Origin of the sequence: Providencia sp. PROV269, assembly GCF_028477785.1 — a bacterium.
GTDB lineage: Bacteria > Pseudomonadota > Gammaproteobacteria > Enterobacterales > Enterobacteriaceae > Providencia > Providencia rettgeri.
Genome location: NZ_JAMPLV010000012.1, coordinates 41,061 through 57,906, shown reverse-complemented (window position 1 = coordinate 57,906; position 16,846 = coordinate 41,061). Strand labels below are relative to the sequence as shown.

Sequence of the window (16,846 nt, the reverse complement as noted above, 5' to 3'; positions counted from 1 at the left end):
AATAATAAAGGAGCAAATCATTTGGCAGTAGTAGCAAAAATAGGTTTCATTGTTGCAGTGATAGAACAATAGAATAAAGTCTAATTATTCTATTTATAGAACAGTGTTTATCAAAAACTGGACTACTCAGCCTTAAATCGATGAATTAATCTAAATAACACGAAAACGGAGCGGCTATCGTTCTATTTTTAAATCAAAAACAGATTTCATATTTTATCGATTGAGAGGTTTCATCATGAGTAGCCCAGCTAATTTTAACGGTCAACGTCCTGCTATTAACCCAGAAGATGCGGTGATGTTATTAATCGATCACCAGAGTGGCTTATTTCAAACCGTAGGTGACATGCCAATGACGGAATTGCGTGCTCGTGCAGCTGTTCTGGCTAAAATGGCTTCTCTAGCTAAAATTCCAGTAATAACAACGGCTTCTGTACCTCAAGGCCCAAATGGTCCGTTGATCCCAGAAATTCATCAAAATGCGCCACATGCACAATATATTGCACGCCGTGGCGAAATTAATGCATGGGATAACCCTGAGTTTGTGGCAGCGGTAAAAGCAACAGGTAAAAAACAATTAATTATTGCAGGAACCATTACCAGTGTTTGTATGGCTTTCCCTGCGATAAGTGCGGTGATGGATGGTTATCAAGTATTTGTGGTCATTGATGCATCAGGTACTTACAGCAAAATGGCGCAAGAAATCACCTTAGCGCGTGTCGTTCAAGCGGGTGTCGTTCCAATGGATACTGCGGCTGTTGCTTCAGAATTACAAGGGACTTGGAACCGTGAAGATGCGGCGGAGTGGGCAATGGCTTACACACAAATTTTCCCTGCTTATCAATTATTAATTGAAAGCTACAGCAAAGCGCAAGATGTTCTGAAAAATAATGAGCAATTAGATTCTGAACGTTAATTCGCGATAGGCCTCACATTTAACTTACGAAATTAAATCAGGTAGCGTTATGACTATAAAGCTGCCTATTTGCAATTGAATTTTAAGGAAATACGATGAAAAAGCTTGCATTACCTTTGCTGGTTTCTTTGTTTGCGTTTGGTACAGCACAGGCAGCAGACTATAAATTAGACTCAACGCATACCAAAGCGGTGTTTTATATTGACCATTTCAATACTTCTACCAATAGCGGCGGTTTTCACAATATCACTGGGAATATGAGCTATTCTCCGGAAAAACAAACGGGTAGCGTCAGTGTGAAAATTCCAGTGGAGACATTAAATACTGGGTTATCAGCCTTTGATAATCATATTAAAAGTGCAGATATGCTAGATGTCGCAAAATATCCAACTATTGAGTTTAAATCGACTAAATGGAACTTTGCAGACAACAAACCTGTATCTATTGATGGTGTTCTGACTATGAAAGGCCAATCACACCCAGTTCAGCTGAAAGCGACCAAATTTAGTTGTTATTTCAGCCCAATCTTTAAAGCTGATGTGTGTGGTGGTGATTTTGAAACAACCATTGACCGTACACAATGGGGGGTAGATTACCTAGTTAAAGAGGGTATGACAAAAGATGTGACCATCAAGATTCAAGCTGAAGCAATTAAACAGTAAGGGATATACTAACTATGTTGAATTTTAAAAGAAAAAATACTGTTGTTACATCAACTTTATTGGCTGTTGCATTGACATTCGGTACTGCTCAGGCGGCAGAATACAAAGCGAGCGATAAAGAAGGCCCAATTAAAATTGTGAACTTGGATGAATTAGAAAGCCAGGTTGCCAAAAGTATGGATAAAGGTGCTTTTGGTTATATTCGCGGTGGTGCTGAAGATGAATTAAACCTGAAGAAGAATACGCAACACTTTGATAATAAATATATTATGCCAAGAGTGATGCAGGGAATTGAAATTTCAGATATTGACCTTTCAACTGATTTTTTAGGAATTAAACTAAAAACCCCTATTATTCAAGCGCCGATGGCAGCTCAAGGATTAGCGCATAAAGATGGGGAAATAGCGACAGCAAAAGGTATGGCTAAAGCAGGTTCTATTTTCTCGTTAAGTACTTATGGGAATAAAACGATTGAAGAAGTGGCTGAAGTTTCAGGGGAAAACCCGTTCTTTTTCCAGCTTTATATGAGCAAAAATAATGCTTTTAACGAATTTACGTTAAAGCGAGCTAAAGAAAGTGGTGCTAAAGCGATTATTTTAACTGTTGACTCCCCTGTTGGTGGGTATCGTGAAGATGATATTCGTAATAACTTCCAGTTCCCACTGGGCTTTGCCAACTTAGAGCTATTTGCTAAGCAAAATAGTGATGGTTCGAAAACAGGTAAAGGTGCAGGGATCAGTGAAATTTATGCACAAGCGAAACAAGCCTTTACACCAGCCGATATTCAATACGTGAAAAAGTTATCAGGATTACCGGTAATAGTTAAAGGTATTCAATCACCTGAAGATGCCGATGTTGTGATCAAAGCCGGTGCCGATGCGATTTGGGTCTCTAATCACGGTGGTCGCCAGTTAGACAGTGGTCCTGCGTCTTTTGATGTACTGCCGTCAATTGCTAAAGTCGTAGATAAGCGTGTTCCAATTGTATTCGACAGTGGTGTACGCCGTGGCTCCCATGTATTTAAAGCTTTAGCGAGCGGTGCGGATGTTGTGGCTGTTGGTCGTCCTATTCTCTACGGGTTGAATTTAGGTGGAGCAGAAGGGGTGAACTCAGTGATCCAACAGCTGAATAAAGAACTTTCTATCAATATGATGTTAGGTGGTGCGAAAAATATTGAAGGTGTTAAGGCGACTAAGCTGTATACCGACAAAGATTTTCAATAATTAAAGTTAAACTCATTGGTTAATTAAAAACGGGAAAATTTTCCCGTTTTTTTATGCGTAGTATAATGTTTTTTTTAAATCGTTATTTTAATTTCCAATGCAAATTATCTGTTGTTTCATGTTTTCGATATTAGCATGGTTTTTCATAACTAAAGAAAATCAAAAATATATTAATAATATTACATTCATATGAATTTTTTAATTAATTAACTTATGTTTTATAGAAGTGTTGAAATAATAAAGTTCATGGCTCATATGGTTATAAATTAAAAATTATCTATGCTAATTTATGGGTTTAAAATAAAAAATGTCTGTACTTTCTATATTTCTATCGGATGAAAATAAAAAATGGTATTTTCGATATAATGCTGGGTAATTTACTTTGACTTCTTTAACTAATCGAGTAATAAAGTCATTGAAAGATATATCTAATTTTGATAGTAAATATATCATTAAACCTAAGTCTAACCTTGCTATCCCTCTTTCATAGCGAGAAATCTGTTGTTGACTAAGGCCGACAGATTTACCTAATTCAGCTCCTGATAAGCCTTTTGCTTTTCTCAAATAAGCGATTTCACGGCCAATTAGCATGGTGAGAGCTAAACGATCATCTTTAATTATTAAGGGTTTTTTAAGTGTAAACATCGTTAATTAATTCCTTATATGACAAATGAAAATTGAAGGCTATTTTGGATTAAACATCAAGCATTTTCATTAAATCGCGTAATATCATATATTCAAAATACAATAATATTATTAATAACAGTTTATAATATTGGGTTAATTATAAGTCATTACTAACAGTGTACTGCCAGAAAAATCACCGCCAATGACATTATCATTTGCAGATAAGGTGCTTCTAACCTTTACGTTGATGGATTGATTAACCGGTACTTTAATGTTTTCGGATGGACCTTTATCATCAAGATCTAACGTAGAGTAAATACTTTTATCATCTCTAAGGTATAATTTGTCATCAACTAAATTTTGAAACTCCAGGCTGACAGAGACATCGCCAGTGGTAATTTTTTCATGAGTGCAGGTTATAGTCGCATCAGTTGTTATTGACTTCCCATTAATTTCACTCGTGTTCACTAGTCCGTAGTCATGAACAATCTCAATTGGTGTGATTTTACAAACAGCATCGCCAATGATTTCAATAATAGAATCGTCACCAACACAAAAGTCGATAAACTGCCATTCGACTTGCCCTAACTTCCCACGCCCTATACATATTCCTTCTTTTATAAATAGTAAAGCTGTATTGCCCGCAGCAATTTTTACTGGAAACTTTGGTCTTAGTGGGGTGAAACAGTTACCGTCTGCTGTTTCAGGAACATCGATAATACTCCAACCACCAGATTTATTCCCTGCCATTAATGATACGGTATCACCTGAATAGCAGCCTTTAAAACCAGAACCTTCTGGTTGTGCCAGTGATGCGTAGAACTCAAAGTCAGCGCCCATTTCAATGGTAGCGGAACCATCTGCGTGTCTAATAAGCTTAAATATTTCCCCTTCGAAACCAGCGTGACTCATTGAACTATATGGTAAAATGGTTAGTAACAGTATATATAAAATTGTGTTAATAATTTTATTGGTATTCAGCTTCAATTGTTGCATTAGCATTAAACTCCCCTTCTATCAGCTCCCCTTCATCATTTTTAATGAGAACCGCATGAAGCTTAGGTATATTATTGGCATTAATCGGAATACTTTTGTCTAATTCAAATGGCTTACCATCATGAAATATTTTTATTCCTAAATTCTCTTGTTCATTAGTTCGTACTGTTGCGTTATCAGGGTCAAAACTCACGGCATTACCACTAATTTTAAGTGTTAATTGCAGCTCATCCGATTCTCCATCACATGTTATATCGTAAGGTATTTCTCTTTCATATTTTCCTGATGAAATATTATTAATTCCTATATTATCACCAAAGTTTATTTCAATTGTTTTGCTATCACTAATTTGGCATTGTGGTTTAGATACCACACTACCCACAATAGAAAATTTTATTGTTTCAGTATCTTTAGCCATTATTGTATTACTAATGAATAAGCATAATGGAAGAATAATTAAATTAAATTTTTTGATTGCTAACATTTTAATTACTCTTATGGTTTATTTTTTCTACATTACATTCATTGTTTTTACATAAAAATGAAATGTTAATACTAGTCCCATAATCATTTACGATTGAAATAACTGGAGTTTGAAGAACGATATTATTTGGAATATCCAGTTCATAGTTATCTTTAGGTGGTATTACTGCTGGGTTAAACCCATGTAGCATTTTATTTCCATTTTTAATAGCAACCATATTAATGTTATAATCAGTTGGATTGAAAATTTTAAATTTATTTTTTTCTTTTGAAATGGTAATGTTTTGGGTTCCTGGTGTTGCTAATGTGCTTTTTCTTATAACAATATTTTCGGGTCTATAAAATATTTTAATTCTAGTCTGTAATGCAAATTGTAATGCATTTTTATTATTACTTTTTGGTGGGATTTCTCTGATATTTAGAAAAAAAAGGCTTTCCCTGTCTTGAGGTAAGTTTTGTATATTAGCTAAACCTCTTAATCTGATTAAAGTTTTATTTCCAGCCTCAATCCGTTGTATTGGTGGTAAAGCTACTAATGGTTCATTTATTTTTTCTCCATTAGCATTTTCAACCCAAGAGTGAATGAGATAAGGTGATTTTTTATCATTATTTGTAACTGTAACTTCAACAGACTCTTCATTTCCATTAAAAATAAGTCGAGTGCGATCTAGAGATAGAGCAGCATTAGATTGAAATGCAATACTCATACCTAATGATAACAATAAAAAAATCATATGTAATTTAATTTTCATATAACTATCACTCCAATATTTTAATCATAACTCATAGAGAAAGTTACAACTGAAGAAAAGCTACCTGTTGAAATTTTAGATAGGTCATATCCAACTAACATAGCTTCAATATTTAATTGATTTGTTCCTGAAGAAAGTTCAATGTCACTCATTGGTACATCTGGTGAAATATTATCACCATCTTCAGAGATAAGTTTAATTGCAATGCCTTTAGCTTCTCCAGTAACTGCAAATAACTCTTCATTATCAGAAAATTTATCGCCATGAAATGTAAATTTAACAAATTTACTTATCGATATATCACAATCATTTAATATAATATTGACATTTCTTTTAGCTGCGACTGTATTATTATTAAATGTTGATTTTACTATAGGGCCAAAATCAATTAATTGCTCTTCGGAGTCCAATGATAATGTACAAGGTTCAGATATGAGTGTTCCATAAAAATGAATATCAGTATCTTTCGAAAAAGTTAGCTGAGGAATAAAAAATACAATCACTAAATAAAAAACATTTTTCATTTTATTTGTATTCCAAAGATATATTTATAACTGAATTAAATTCACCGACTTTTAGCTCATTATTTGTTTTTACAATTTGAGCTGTGAATGATACTCCTGATTTTCCTTTGGATATAATCATAGGATGATGATGTTTATTCGGTATAATGATGTTACCTCTATTATCTTCAAGACGAATAGCTATCCCTTTTGCTTCACCATTAATTTTAAAAAAGTTAGAGTCTGATCTATCAGGAATACCATTAAAATGTAATTTAATGATTGCTTCATCTGGCGTGTATATTAAGTTACCAGAGTGGAATTCATCAACAGCAATGCCATTATTTATGCCACATCCTTTAAATCTTAAGTTAATCAATGTAGGTAATGACATATCTCCAACGTGACGAAATTGGGATGTATTGCTTTCTCCTAGAGAAAATTCTTGTTCTAACGATTCTTCATCTAAAGTACATGGTGACTCAAGTAGTTCACCATGTACATATAGTTCCCCGTTTAGCCCGTCTACATCCCAATTCCGATCAATAACATCAGAGTAGGTTTCAAATGTTAAAAATAGGATAGCTACTAATAATAAAATGTAATTAGCCTTTAAGTATATATTTTTTATCAGTAGCATAATTATTCCTACTTAAATATCATCAGCAACACATCGATTTCCTTGGCAATGAAAGCCTAAAATTGGCTTTCCACCAAAATCATTGATAGTTCTAATAAATGGTTTTTGAAAGGTCCGACTCTTTACTTTTTTATTTGATTTAGGTTCAATCATTACAGCTTCAAAATTTTTCTCTAATGGTTGATTCTCTGCACCTGTAATACCTATCAAGTTAATATAATATGGAGTTGGGTTTTCGACCATATATCCATCATTTTCTTTATTAAGAATAATTTTGTTATCCCATCTAGTATTTTTTTCTGGAATGATAGACTCGGGTCTATAAAATAGTTTTATCTTTGTTTGCAATGCTAATTGCATTACATTTGGTTTGTCGCTTTTAGGTGGCACTTCCCTAACATTGAAATAAAAAACAGATTCTCTATCTTGTGGTAACTGGCTGATATTTGCTGTTTTAGTTATTTTAATAACACTTTTATCTCCTGGCTCGACCCGCTGTAATGGTGGAGTTGTAAGAAATGGGCTAATTATTTTTTCACCCGCTTCATTTTCAAGCCATGATTGTGCTAAATAGGGTAACTTTTTATTTTCATTCTTAATGTTAAGGACAATGGACTTCTCATTTCCTGGATAAATAGCTCTAGTTCTATCAAGCGCTATCGCAGCATACCCATTATGAGCGACAGTAAAAAAAGAAATCAAAATAGTACCAATATTGATAATAGATTTATTCATAATAAATAGTTAACCTCAATTAATCGTACAAGGTAATAGTAAAGAGTCGCCTGTAGTGAGTTCTTTAGGAAAACGTATTTGGCAACGCTGATCTTTACCAAATGTTATAAAGGCTATCTCTTCACTATTAGCACCAACTATCCATGTATTTCCGTTATCTCCAACAATACCAAGTTCATCTCCTTTGGCATTTTTAACTAGGGCTCCAAAAGGTGGTTCAGAGCCATCATTTAATTTTATTGAGGCCATTATTTTCGCCCCTTTTAAAATATCAAAGTGATGATAACCGATAGCACCTTCAGTAAATGCACTCTCTCTAACAGGTGTTCCTTTTGGTTCTATATCATCAGCAAATTTATTTACATCTAATTTAATTGATACTTTATAATAACTACTAATATCCGTAATAACTCCATAGCCATATCTATTCGAATGTATTCCATTACCTATAGGTACACCGCTGGTTTTATCGGTATCAACTAATACTCGAGTTCCTCCCGCATTTCCTCCTGGGTGTAATGCCATACCTTGGCTTGTTGCTGTCATTCCTCCTCTAGAGGAAAAGCCCATCGATTTATAATCACCTTGGAGAATTGAAGCATTTAAGCTTAAATCAGACGAATCACCCCTATGAGCGTAAAACCCACTTATTTGTGGATTAACACCATTATCATTGCGAACGCCAACATTAATTCTATAACTATCTCCATTATCTAGCTTGCTATAATAACCAGCAGTTTGAGAGTAAGTATTTCCACTGTAATTAGCATTATAGCTTACGGTTGCTTTTTGAAGAGGAATGCTCATTCCAATGAATAAAGCATTGTCCCATTTATAATTATATTTACTTCTTGATAGATTTAAGTTTAATGATATATCTCGTATATCGCCAATATCTATATACTTATTTAAGGCAAAACTGTAGTAATCGATGTCATCTTTATCCCAATAGGTTTGATGACTCCAACTGATATTTGTGCTCAACCGCTGTTCTGAAAAATTCTTGCTTGCTGTAATAGTGTATAATTCTTTTCCTTTAGATAATAGATAGTTTCCTTTTAATGAATCAATGAATTGCCCCATTGACATATAATCTTTTTCAGAAAAACGGTATCCTGCAAATGTAATATCACTATCTAATTCATCAAATCGTTTGGAATAACTTAGTCGCCAAGATTTACCATTTAATTTATTTGTGTGGTTTTTATTGTTAGCATTTATGTTATTGACCTCAGCCCAAGATTGAGTTAGATCGACTGATAATGCACCAAGCCAAAACAAGTCTCTTCCTAATCCTACGCTAACGGATTGATATGGTTTAGAAAGTATTAGGCCACCATAAACAGACCAAGCATTAGAAACACCCCAAGATAATTCACCTGATGTAAATAAAGGTCCTTCAATATGACGTTGATTATCACTTGGTTTACCGGTGAATAATTTATATCTTATTTGCCCAGGTCTTGTTAAATATGGAACTGTCGCTGTGTCAGCAGTATAAGTTTGAACGCTGCCATCTGCTTCTTCAACTCTTACATCTAAACGGCCTTTAACAAAACTATTGAGATCTGAGATTTTAAATGGCCCAGCGGCTACAGTCGTTTCACTAAGAATTCGCCCTTTTTGACTGACAATAACGGTTGCATTTGTTTTTGCGACGCCTGTAATTTCTGGCGCGTATCCTCTCAATTTAGGTGGTATCATCCTTTCATCACTAATTAATGAGCCACCGATAAAACGCCAAGTGTCAAATATGTCAGAGTTTACATATGTTTCACCTAGGACTAATTGAGAGGTTATCCACGGTAATGCTCTAAATGCATAAATACGGCTCCAATCGAACTTGCTTTCAGTATTTCTAGAGGAATTACGATAACTAGCTTGGTAATCTCCTCTGAATCGCCATGCGCCATAATTTACTCCAAGTGTTCCGTTAGAACTGATATTTTTGCTACTATTACCGTCGTCTGGTTTTATGAAATTACCGTTTATATTATAATCAAGCATGATTCCTGGAATACCATTATCCCATAAGGATTGAGGTAACCAATTCTCATCACTGTACTCAAGCCAAGCCTGAGGAATAGATACTTTTAATGATGCATCGGATAAATCACCTTTAACGAATGCGCCATCAATTGAATTAAAATCAATACACTTACCATTATCCCAGGTTTTTATATCACCAATAACACTTTCTTTTAAACCCATAAAAGGAAGAAATTCTGGCTTAATGCATGCTTCAACGATATCATTCTCATTTCTTTCTTTAAAAGAAAATTCTGATTCCATAACATCATATTCATTAATGTATAGTCGAAGAAGGTAACTGCCGGGCATTATATATCCAGCTTGAGAAAAATGAGATATGTCTATATTTTTTTTTATATCATCATCAAGGATATCAGTATTAAATTCTACAGCTTTTGCAGTGTTAATGGTGGATAAAAGCATAAGAGAAAAATTTAATAATAATACTTTGAAAATGATTTTTTTTAAATTTAGCACATAACACCTCTCAACTGAATAATCAACGATATTCATTAGTAAATGACTATCAGCTTTTAGTGATAAGAAACCATATAACGAATAAAACTTTTATAATTACCAGCTTTAAGTGGTTTATTATTTCTTACTAATTGTATCTTATAATATAGAGTTGTATTTTTATCTTGTAACTCAATAGCTGGCATTGCTTCTTTATCTTTTGCAACATTAAATTCATTATCATATATTTTTATACCGACACCTTCAGCACTGCCTGTAGTTAAAAATGTATTTTCAACATTCATATCCAGTAATCCAGAAAATGTTATATTTGCATCAATCCATTTTTCTCCTGATTCTTTATTCAAGTCACAATTAACAAGATGAATAGAAAAATCTTTAATTGGAGATAAACTTTTACCTGATAAATAATTAATAGATATAGCTCCAAAATCAATATCCTGATAAATATCATCAGTTAGTATTGAACAGGCAGATTCAATTATCTGGCCATTGAGTGTGACACTCCCATGCCCTTGTTTATTTGCCATAACATTAGTGGAAAAAATGGCAAATAATACTAATGTTAATCTTTTTATCACCTGGCTATACCTAATTAATAGTGGCCGGACGATATTGACCGGCCAATAAATTATTACATATAAGATAATGTGAAATTAGTTACTGCTGTGAATTCACCTGTTGCAAGGCTAGCATCATCGATACCTTGTAAGTATGCAGAGAAATTCAGAGTATTATCGCCATTGATTAATTCACGGCCATTACTTTCTTTGTTTAGTTCAATTACGGTACCTGAGCCATCAGTGATTGCAACACCCGCACCTTTAGCTGTTCCGGTAATTCCTAATAATGTATTGATTGGACCTGCACTGCCTGCAGCTGGTGAACCACCAAAAGTGATTTTTACTGTATTACCGACTAAAGCACGAGTATCTTCACCAGGACCAACTGGGCTTTCTTCTTCAAAAGAACAGTTTTCTAATAAGATATCGAAGTTACGAGGAGTTGACTGGCCATTGTCTTTCAATTGTGATTTTGCAATTTGACCAAGATCGATTTCTTGGTTTGTTGAATCTGGATTGATAGAACATGCAGCTTCAATAATAGAACCTGTAAATGTAATTTTACCTGAACCTTGACTTGGCTCACTTGCTGCCTGAACACCAAAAGTAGCAAGACCAGCAGTAAAAATTAAAGCAGTTGTGATTTTGTTAAATTTCATATTTTCTACACTCTTCTATAATTAAAAACGAATAACAACAATAGGATTAATAACAACAATACTTACAGCTTATTACTTCAGCTTATTACTTACAGCTTATTCAGTAGTACTCAATTACTAAAATGAATAGAGGCTAAATATGTATTAAAAAATAAATAAGCATAAGTCCGTTATTTGAGTTTCAAATATTAATGTAAAAATTCAACAAAATAAACGCTCACTACAAAGTAAAGAAAAAACAAAATAAAAAACCAGGTTTTTATAGATTAGCGGAATATTTATCTAAAATATAAATTTAAAAATATTTATACTCTAAACTGTTGATATAAAAGTTTGTTAAATTAATTGTTTTTGTACTATAGAAATCTATTTTTAATGTAAATAAATAAAATATAGTGGTGAAAATTGTCTTGTCAGTGACTTTTTATCCATAAAAAAATTTTTTTATGAAAAATAAAGATACACTCAGTTATCATTAAAAATTGAAATTTGTTTGTTGATCTTTTGTATTCAAATATGGCAATATAATGAAAGGTTAACCTAATAGTAAAGTTAATGTGATGAAATATATTATCAATGATAAAGTTATTTATGATGAGAGTGCACAGACATTAAGTCGTGATAATACAATAATAAGCTTAACATTGCCCTGTAGCCAGTTATTATCTGTTTTCATAAAAAAGCAAAATATAGTTATTAGTCGAGACTATTTATTAGAAAAGGTCTGGGGGAAATTAGGTCGAGTATCTTCCAACCATAACTTGAGTCAAAATATATTTTTGCTACGAAAGAATTTGAGTGAGCTTGGCTTAGAAAAAATAATAGAGACGATCCCAAAGCAAGGGTTTAAATTCGTTGCTTCTGCTACTATCGAAAACTTGCCGTTCAAAAACTCTGAAAAAAAAGCAAAAACGAAAATCAAAATAAAAAAGAGATACTTTTTTATTTTAATAATGATCGTTTTACTGTTTATATCAATTTATTTTTATATATCAAAATCGTACAATGCTGTTGTTGTGAAATCGCTAACCATCGATAGATGTGATATTTTTTTAAGAAAAAAAATATCAAATGAAGAGCGTTTTTTGAAAGAAATGGAAAAAAACACTCAAAATATAGCGGAAAGGTGCAAAAATAAAAATGGTATCATTTTATATGATGATAGTGAGACTATAGGAAAAAACGGTGTTTATGAAAGCATTCTTTCTTGGTGCAAAAAAGATAAAGATGAAAATATTTATGAATGCGAAAACAATATTTATCTACATGTTCGTTAGTAGCATAATATTGGCTATCGCGGTAGCTAGCTTCTATTTTTTTCACTCAAAATATTCAATACCGAATAACTGTCATGGTGTCATTAATTTTACCAATAATGAAGCAGAAGAAGAGCTGATCTATGGTAGGGTTTCTGTTATTTATCACTTGGTTAACGACAATAAATATATCGTTAATGAATATGGAACAGTACACAATAATAATAAAAGCTATACCATGGACAGGGTATTAACTTTGACTATCCAAGGGAAAACAAAAGATGACGCCATCATTTTTAAAAAGGGGAAAGTAGAATTAAATGCTACGGACAATGTGCCGCCTGATATATCGGCATACTTAGCGGGGAATCACGATCTTCTTTTCTATAAGTTCACACTGTTAAAAGATAACCTTTGGAGTATCTCTGATGTCAAACGAGTTGTTTTTGTGTGTCAGAGTGAGTAATTCAACATATTGAAAATAAAAATATTTTATTTAAATTAGCTAATTAGCTTTGATAGTTAAAGTTGTTAGCTTATTGCCTATAGTATTTTAACTCATCTAATTTAGATTATTATTGTGGTCAAATCAGGTTGGCCACGACTCTTTTTTCACTAAAAACTCACCGATTTTTTTGATTATTCGTTATGTTATCGATAAGTGTGTCTTGATAAGATGCTTAGTTAACTATCATTTTCTGATGCTATTATCAATTAGAAAGGAGAGAATAATAAGATCTTCTTTCTAGAAAATGAATTTAATTATTAAATAATAATTACACCTAACTATCAGCTGATTAAAAAATTGAATGGTTTTATTGGACAAGGCATAGTGAAATGATAATGAATGAGTGTATTGATTATATCAATTTCTCTTTGGTATTAATCTATCCTTATAATAAAAAGTAGGGGAATACGTACATTTCCCCTACTTATGTAAAAATAAACTATAAAATTGGGCGTTTAACGAAGCCAATTGCTTCATAAACTTTATCTAACGTTTCTTGCGCGCGAGCAGCCGCTTTAGTTGCACCTTCATCCATAATTTGGTTGAGCAGCGCTTCATCATTACGGAATTCATGGTAGCGAGTTTGAAGAGTAGTTAACATGCCAGAAACAGCTTCTGCTACAGCACCTTTTAGATGACCGTACATTTGGCCTTCAAATTCTGCTTCGAGTTCTGCGATTTTCTTACCAGTCACGCCCGACATGATATCTAATAAGTTAGAAACACCCGGTTTGTTTTCTAAATCATAACGAATACGCGGTGGCTCTTCGGAGTCAGTCATTGCGCGTTTGATTTTTTTCACGACAGATTTCGGGTCTTCTAATAATGCGATAACGTTGTTACGGTTATCATCAGACTTAGACATTTTCTTGGTTGGATCTTGTAGCGCCATAACACGGGCACCACCACCAGTCGGAATGAATGGATCGGGTACAGTGAAAATATCACCGTAAATAGCATTGAAGCGTTGAGCAATATCACGGCTCAATTCAAGATGTTGTTTCTGGTCAATGCCAACGGGTACTTGATTTGTTTGATAAATCAAAATATCGGCTGCCATTAGTACCGGGTAATCAAATAGGCCTGCATTGATATTTTCTGCATGACGGGCAGATTTATCTTTAAACTGAGTCATACGGCTCAATTCACCGAAATAGGTGTAGCAGTTAAGCGCCCAGCTCAGTTGAGCGTGTTGTGGTACATGGGACTGAACAAAAATAGTGCTTTTTTTCGGGTCAATGCCACAAGCTAAATAAAGCGCGAGTGTATCAAGGGTTCTTTTACGCAGCTCGATAGGGTCTTGGCGAACGGTGATAGCGTGCTGGTCAACGATACAGTAAATGCAATCGTAGTCATCTTGCATTTGTACCCACTGACGTAATGCACCCATATAGTTACCGATGGTTAATTCACCGGAAGGCTGTGCGCCGCTGAATACGATTGGTTTTTGGGGTTGCTTTAAATTTTCAGTGGGAGTACTCATTTAGTTATGTCCTTGCTTATTTTATTTCAGATAACCCAATTGCAGGTAATAAATCAGAAAAATGTGTTAATACACAGTTCGGTTCACTCAGTGCAATAGATTCACCATAGTTATAACCGTAGGTCAGACCGACACACGGGCATTCAGCGCTTTTCGCTGCAATAATATCATTACGAGAATCGCCGACAAAAAGCAATTCTTCTTTACGTAAACCGAATGTTCCCATCGTTAAGTAGAGAGGAGCTGGATGCGGTTTTAAAGCTTTGACATCATCGCTACCCAATACCAGAGAAAAGTAGTGTTCAATGCCTAACTTCTTCAATAATGGCGCAATAAATGGGGTTGCTTTATTCGTTACAATTCCCATAGGCAGGCCATGTTTCGCTAATTGCTCTAAAGTGTCTTTTACTTCAGGGAACAGTTGGCTGCCTGTTGTGACAGATGTTGCATAGAATTTATCAAAACTGGCTCGCGCTCTTTTTTGTAGCTCGGGCGTGATTTCGGCTCCTGCCCAAGAAAGCGCTCGCTCAACTAATATATCAACCCCATTGCCGACCCAAATAGAAACGCGTTCTTTACCTGCGGGAGGGAAATTTAATTCGTTGAGCATGTTGTCGATAGCGTCAGCTAAGCCGCTGGCGCTGTCTACGAGAGTGCCGTCTAAATCGAAAGCTATCGCTTTGATATTCTCTAATACGACTTGAGTCATTGAGATACCTTTTGTAATTCGTTACGCATCGCGTCGATAACAGTTTTATAGTCGGGTTGGTCGAAAATAGCAGAACCTGCAACGAAGGTGTCGGCACCTGCTGCTGCAATCTCTGCGATATTATTCACCTTGACACCGCCATCGACTTCCAAACGAATATCATAACCACTCTCATCAATTAATTTACGGACTTGGCGCAATTTATTGAGTGTTTGTGGGATAAAGGATTGTCCACCAAAGCCGGGGTTGACAGACATGAGCAGGATCATATCGACTTTATCCATCACATAATCAAGGTAGCTAAGTGGGGTTGCTGGGTTAAATACTAGCCCTGCGGTACAGCCATGCTCGCGAATTAACTGCAGTGAGCGGTCAACGTGTTCACTGGCTTCAGGGTGGAAGCTAATATGGGTTGCACCCGCTTTAGCAAAGTCAGGGATAATGCGGTCAACGGGTTTCACCATTAAATGGACATCAATAGGTGCGGTTATTCCGTAGTCTCGCAGTGCTTTACATATAGGCGCCCCAAACGTTAAGTTTGGTACATAATGGTTGTCCATAACATCAAAATGCACGATATCGGCACCAGCTGCAAGAACATTGGCAGTATCTTCGCCTAAACGGGCAAAGTCAGCAGATAAAATAGATGGGGCAATGAGAAAGTTTTTCATTATTGTCTCCGATTATTAATCGTTATCTGAGAGCCATTCATCGCTAGGTACAAGGCGCTGTGTTTTTTTCTTATCTATTTTTCTAGGAGAAAGGCTATTTGGTATACCCGGATATAATGCCAGTAACTCATTGACTTTTGTCCGGTTCAATATATTTCTACTGATAGTGCGACGTACTTTTACAATATGTAATTGGGCTTGATGATACCACTCTCTCGTCATCGGGGTATCATGATTTGAGATCAAGACAGGGATTTTGCTTTCTGTTGATAACTTTTGTGCCAAAATCGCTAAGTTTTGTTGTTCAAGCGAATTAAATGAATTCGTATGATACGCGGTGAAATTAGCGGTATCTGATAAAGGTGCATAGGGTGGGTCACAGTAGACAACAGATCCCTCTTTTGCGTTGAGCAAAGTTTCACCATAATGCTGAGTCATAAACATCGCATTTTGTGATTTTTCAGCAAACCACAGTAATTCTTCTTTAGGAAAATAGGGCTTTTTATAGCGGCCGAAAGGAACATTAAATTCACCACGAGAATTATAACGGCATAACCCATTATAGCAGTGGCGGTTTAAGTATAAAAAAAGGACACTGCGTTTCTCAGTATCGGTCGATTGGTTAAAGGCTTCACGCATTAAATAATATTGTTCGGAAGTATTATATTCAGGTGTGAAGATTTGCTGGGCTTCTTCGATAAAAGAATCAGCACGGTCTTTAACTGTATTATAGAGGTTGATGAGGTCACTGTTGATATCTGCCAGTATGTAGGAATCATAACTGGTGTTTAAAAACACTGACCCAGCACCAACAAAAGGCTCAATTAAGCAATCACCTTGTGGAAGGTGTTTTTTGATTTCTTCCACAAGGGGGTATTTGCCCCCAGCCCATTTTAAAAAAGCGCGTTTTTTTTTCATGCCGTCTTTATTATTACAATCGTTTAGAGTACTAAAT

Annotated in this window: 19 protein-coding genes; 5 read left to right on the top strand and 14 right to left on the bottom strand. The window is 34.8% G+C overall.

What is annotated here, in order from left to right:
- Nucleotides 1–235: 235 nt before the first annotated feature.
- The 3 genes from PR683_RS14690 to PR683_RS14680 all read left to right on the top strand — a co-directional run bounded on the left by PR683_RS14690 (nt 236) and on the right by PR683_RS14680 (nt 2,798).
- Entirely contained in the window at nt 236–913 is a 678-nt protein-coding gene (locus PR683_RS14690; RefSeq protein ID WP_004906617.1) for a hydrolase, read from the top strand.
- Between the two features lie 95 nt (nt 914–1,008).
- Nucleotides 1,009–1,575 carry a YceI family protein gene (locus tag PR683_RS14685; protein ID WP_109913240.1) on the top strand — a complete coding sequence of 189 codons (567 nt, stop codon included), beginning with the start codon at nt 1,009–1,011 and terminating at the stop codon, nt 1,573–1,575.
- Between the two features lie 14 nt (nt 1,576–1,589).
- A complete protein-coding gene (locus PR683_RS14680; protein WP_004906610.1) occupies nt 1,590–2,798 on the top strand; it encodes a lactate oxidase in 1,209 nt (402 codons plus the stop codon).
- 282 nt (nt 2,799–3,080) lie between these two features.
- Here the strand turns inward: PR683_RS14680 and PR683_RS14675 are convergent, their stop codons facing one another.
- The 10 genes from PR683_RS14675 to PR683_RS14630 all read right to left on the bottom strand — a co-directional run bounded on the left by PR683_RS14675 (nt 3,081) and on the right by PR683_RS14630 (nt 11,264).
- A complete protein-coding gene (locus tag PR683_RS14675; RefSeq protein ID WP_109913239.1) occupies nt 3,081–3,443 on the bottom strand; it encodes a helix-turn-helix domain-containing protein in 363 nt (120 codons plus the stop codon).
- 135 nt (nt 3,444–3,578) lie between these two features.
- The gene (locus tag PR683_RS14670) at nt 3,579–4,427 is read right to left on the bottom strand and encodes an MrpH family fimbial adhesin (RefSeq protein ID WP_272581832.1); all 849 of its coding nucleotides are present in this window, start codon (nt 4,425–4,427) and stop codon (nt 3,579–3,581) included.
- Entirely contained in the window at nt 4,393–4,905 is a 513-nt protein-coding gene (locus PR683_RS14665) for a fimbrial protein (protein ID WP_109913237.1), read from the bottom strand. The genes PR683_RS14670 and PR683_RS14665 overlap by 35 nt, the downstream gene beginning before the upstream one ends.
- A gap of 1 nt (nt 4,906) precedes the next feature.
- On the bottom strand, nt 4,907–5,656 hold the full coding sequence (locus PR683_RS14660; protein WP_109913236.1) for a fimbria/pilus periplasmic chaperone: 750 nt from the start codon (nt 5,654–5,656) through the stop codon (nt 4,907–4,909).
- 20 nt (nt 5,657–5,676) lie between these two features.
- A complete protein-coding gene (locus tag PR683_RS14655) occupies nt 5,677–6,180 on the bottom strand; it encodes a fimbrial protein (protein ID WP_272581831.1) in 504 nt (167 codons plus the stop codon).
- Between the two features lies 1 nt (nt 6,181).
- Entirely contained in the window at nt 6,182–6,799 is a 618-nt protein-coding gene (locus tag PR683_RS14650) for a fimbrial protein (protein WP_109913234.1), read from the bottom strand.
- Between the two features lie 12 nt (nt 6,800–6,811).
- On the bottom strand, nt 6,812–7,534 hold the full coding sequence (locus PR683_RS14645) for a fimbria/pilus periplasmic chaperone (protein ID WP_109913233.1): 723 nt from the start codon (nt 7,532–7,534) through the stop codon (nt 6,812–6,814).
- A gap of 15 nt (nt 7,535–7,549) precedes the next feature.
- The gene (locus PR683_RS14640) at nt 7,550–10,042 is read right to left on the bottom strand and encodes a fimbria/pilus outer membrane usher protein (protein WP_196723681.1); all 2,493 of its coding nucleotides are present in this window, start codon (nt 10,040–10,042) and stop codon (nt 7,550–7,552) included.
- A 56-nt stretch (nt 10,043–10,098) separates the two neighbouring features.
- Nucleotides 10,099–10,623, bottom strand: a complete 525-nt coding sequence (locus PR683_RS14635) for a fimbrial protein (RefSeq protein ID WP_109913232.1) — start codon at nt 10,621–10,623, stop codon at nt 10,099–10,101.
- Between the two features lie 53 nt (nt 10,624–10,676).
- Nucleotides 10,677–11,264, bottom strand: coding sequence for a fimbrial protein (locus PR683_RS14630; RefSeq protein ID WP_109913231.1), 588 nt, complete (start codon nt 11,262–11,264; stop codon nt 10,677–10,679).
- Between the two features lie 560 nt (nt 11,265–11,824).
- Between PR683_RS14630 and PR683_RS14625 the strand changes: the two genes are divergently transcribed.
- Nucleotides 11,825–12,541, top strand: coding sequence for a winged helix-turn-helix domain-containing protein (locus PR683_RS14625; RefSeq protein WP_110731515.1), 717 nt, complete (start codon nt 11,825–11,827; stop codon nt 12,539–12,541).
- On the top strand, nt 12,504–12,986 hold the full coding sequence (locus PR683_RS14620; RefSeq protein ID WP_109913177.1) for a hypothetical protein: 483 nt from the start codon (nt 12,504–12,506) through the stop codon (nt 12,984–12,986). The genes PR683_RS14625 and PR683_RS14620 overlap by 38 nt, the downstream gene beginning before the upstream one ends.
- A gap of 481 nt (nt 12,987–13,467) precedes the next feature.
- On the opposite strand, the gene trpS is transcribed toward PR683_RS14620, so the two are convergent.
- Genes trpS through dam form a run of 4 tightly spaced genes read right to left on the bottom strand, consistent with a single transcriptional unit; the run spans nt 13,468 to nt 16,809 of the window.
- Nucleotides 13,468–14,511 (bottom strand): tryptophan--tRNA ligase, encoded by a 1,044-nt coding sequence (trpS, locus tag PR683_RS14615; protein WP_109913176.1) that lies wholly within the window; start codon nt 14,509–14,511, stop codon nt 13,468–13,470.
- Between the two features lie 16 nt (nt 14,512–14,527).
- Nucleotides 14,528–15,220, bottom strand: coding sequence for a phosphoglycolate phosphatase (locus PR683_RS14610; protein ID WP_109913175.1), 693 nt, complete (start codon nt 15,218–15,220; stop codon nt 14,528–14,530).
- Complete coding sequence (rpe, locus tag PR683_RS14605; RefSeq protein ID WP_004263207.1) at nt 15,217–15,891, bottom strand: ribulose-phosphate 3-epimerase; 675 nt, start codon at nt 15,889–15,891, stop codon at nt 15,217–15,219. The genes PR683_RS14610 and rpe overlap by 4 nt, the downstream gene beginning before the upstream one ends.
- 15 nt (nt 15,892–15,906) lie before the next feature.
- Entirely contained in the window at nt 15,907–16,809 is a 903-nt protein-coding gene (gene dam, locus PR683_RS14600; RefSeq protein WP_004906600.1) for an adenine-specific DNA-methyltransferase, read from the bottom strand.
- Nucleotides 16,810–16,846 lie beyond the last annotated feature (37 nt).

What these genes read in the sequence shown, in the direction of transcription:
- PR683_RS14690 (WP_004906617.1), top strand. Translation starts at nt 236, where the DNA reads ATGAGTAGCCCAGCTAATTTTAACGGTCAACGTCCTGCTATTAACCCA.
- PR683_RS14685 (WP_109913240.1), top strand. Translation starts at nt 1,009, where the DNA reads ATGAAAAAGCTTGCATTACCTTTGCTGGTTTCTTTGTTTGCGTTTGGT.
- PR683_RS14680 (WP_004906610.1), top strand. Translation starts at nt 1,590, where the DNA reads ATGTTGAATTTTAAAAGAAAAAATACTGTTGTTACATCAACTTTATTG.
- PR683_RS14675 (WP_109913239.1), bottom strand. Translation starts at nt 3,443, where the DNA reads ATGTTTACACTTAAAAAACCCTTAATAATTAAAGATGATCGTTTAGCT.
- PR683_RS14670 (WP_272581832.1), bottom strand. Translation starts at nt 4,427, where the DNA reads ATGCTAATGCAACAATTGAAGCTGAATACCAATAAAATTATTAACACA.
- PR683_RS14665 (WP_109913237.1), bottom strand. Translation starts at nt 4,905, where the DNA reads ATGTTAGCAATCAAAAAATTTAATTTAATTATTCTTCCATTATGCTTA.
- PR683_RS14660 (WP_109913236.1), bottom strand. Translation starts at nt 5,656, where the DNA reads ATGAAAATTAAATTACATATGATTTTTTTATTGTTATCATTAGGTATG.
- PR683_RS14655 (WP_272581831.1), bottom strand. Translation starts at nt 6,180, where the DNA reads ATGAAAAATGTTTTTTATTTAGTGATTGTATTTTTTATTCCTCAGCTA.
- PR683_RS14650 (WP_109913234.1), bottom strand. Translation starts at nt 6,799, where the DNA reads ATGCTACTGATAAAAAATATATACTTAAAGGCTAATTACATTTTATTA.
- PR683_RS14645 (WP_109913233.1), bottom strand. Translation starts at nt 7,534, where the DNA reads ATGAATAAATCTATTATCAATATTGGTACTATTTTGATTTCTTTTTTT.
- PR683_RS14630 (WP_109913231.1), bottom strand. Translation starts at nt 11,264, where the DNA reads ATGAAATTTAACAAAATCACAACTGCTTTAATTTTTACTGCTGGTCTT.
- PR683_RS14625 (WP_110731515.1), top strand. Translation starts at nt 11,825, where the DNA reads ATGAAATATATTATCAATGATAAAGTTATTTATGATGAGAGTGCACAG.
- PR683_RS14620 (WP_109913177.1), top strand. Translation starts at nt 12,504, where the DNA reads ATGAATGCGAAAACAATATTTATCTACATGTTCGTTAGTAGCATAATA.
- trpS (WP_109913176.1), bottom strand. Translation starts at nt 14,511, where the DNA reads ATGAGTACTCCCACTGAAAATTTAAAGCAACCCCAAAAACCAATCGTA.
- PR683_RS14610 (WP_109913175.1), bottom strand. Translation starts at nt 15,220, where the DNA reads ATGACTCAAGTCGTATTAGAGAATATCAAAGCGATAGCTTTCGATTTA.
- rpe (WP_004263207.1), bottom strand. Translation starts at nt 15,891, where the DNA reads ATGAAAAACTTTCTCATTGCCCCATCTATTTTATCTGCTGACTTTGCC.
- dam (WP_004906600.1), bottom strand. Translation starts at nt 16,809, where the DNA reads ATGAAAAAAAAACGCGCTTTTTTAAAATGGGCTGGGGGCAAATACCCC.